A 1,115-nucleotide genomic window follows, 5' to 3' on the forward strand; every position below is an offset into this window, starting at 1 on the left:
AATTTTTTTTCCCACCCTTGAATTTATTTTAGGGTGGGTTTTGTTTTTGGCACATTCCGTCCTAATACTGTAACATTTTTGCCATACATTATACCAACTCGGTAAGTATACGGTAATTTTCTATTGACAAGTACTTCAAATAAAATACCTTTACAATTACTAAAAATCAACTATGGAAAAACTCTTGGTAGCGAACAATGTTTCTAAATCTTTTGGAGCATACAAAGCCTTAAATGATGTGTCTATTGAAGTCCCAAAGGGTAGTATATTTGGACTGCTTGGTCCTAATGGTGCAGGGAAGACAACATTTATTCGTATCATCAATCAAATAACCATGCCCGACACAGGAAGCGTGATCTTAGATGGTGAGCCCTTACAACCACATCATATTCAACATATAGGATATCTGCCGGAGGAACGAGGATTGTACAAATCTATGAAAGTAGGAGAGCAGGCGTTGTATCTTGCCCAGCTAAAAGGGCTAAGTAAACAAGAGGCCAAACAGAAATTACAATATTGGTTTCAACGCTTAGAAATTGGAGACTGGTGGAACAAGAAGATTCAAGAGCTCTCTAAGGGGATGGCACAAAAGATCCAATTTGTTGTGACCGTGCTACACGAACCTAAGCTGTTAATTTTCGACGAGCCTTTTAGCGGTTTCGACCCTATAAATGCCAATCTTATTAAAGATGAAATTCTTAGGCTGCGCGATAATGGAGCGACCGTAATATTTTCTACCCACCGTATGGAATCGGTAGAAGAGATGTGCGACCATATTGCATTAATCCATAAATCGAATAAGATCTTGGATGGGAAGCTTATAGATATTAAGCGGGAATATAAATCGAATACCTTCGAAGTTGGACTAGTAACCGAAAACCACGAGGCAGTTAGTGCGCTATTGCACGAAAAGTTTGAAGTGTTTCCGGCCTCCTTCAAAACGATCAATGACGAGTTGCAGTATAAGATCCAGATCCCTGAAACCGACTCTGCTAACGATCTGGTGAGTTATCTCACCACCAAAGGACAACTCACACATTTTGTAGAAGTGATCCCTTCAGCAAACGATATTTTTATTGAAACCGTTCGAAACAACTAACTAAGAGACAATGAAT

General features: G+C 39.2%; 1 protein-coding gene. It reads left to right on the forward strand.

The features are described 5' to 3' along the window. Nucleotides 1-172 precede the first annotated feature (172 nt). A complete protein-coding gene (locus DWA30_RS00680; protein ID WP_114490624.1) occupies nucleotides 173-1,099 on the forward strand; it encodes an ABC transporter ATP-binding protein in 927 nt (308 codons plus the stop codon). Nucleotides 1,100-1,115 lie beyond the last annotated feature (16 nt).

This window comes from Candidatus Ulvibacter alkanivorans (genome assembly GCF_003333325.1).
Lineage (GTDB): Bacteria > Bacteroidota > Bacteroidia > Flavobacteriales > Flavobacteriaceae > Ulvibacter_A > Ulvibacter_A alkanivorans.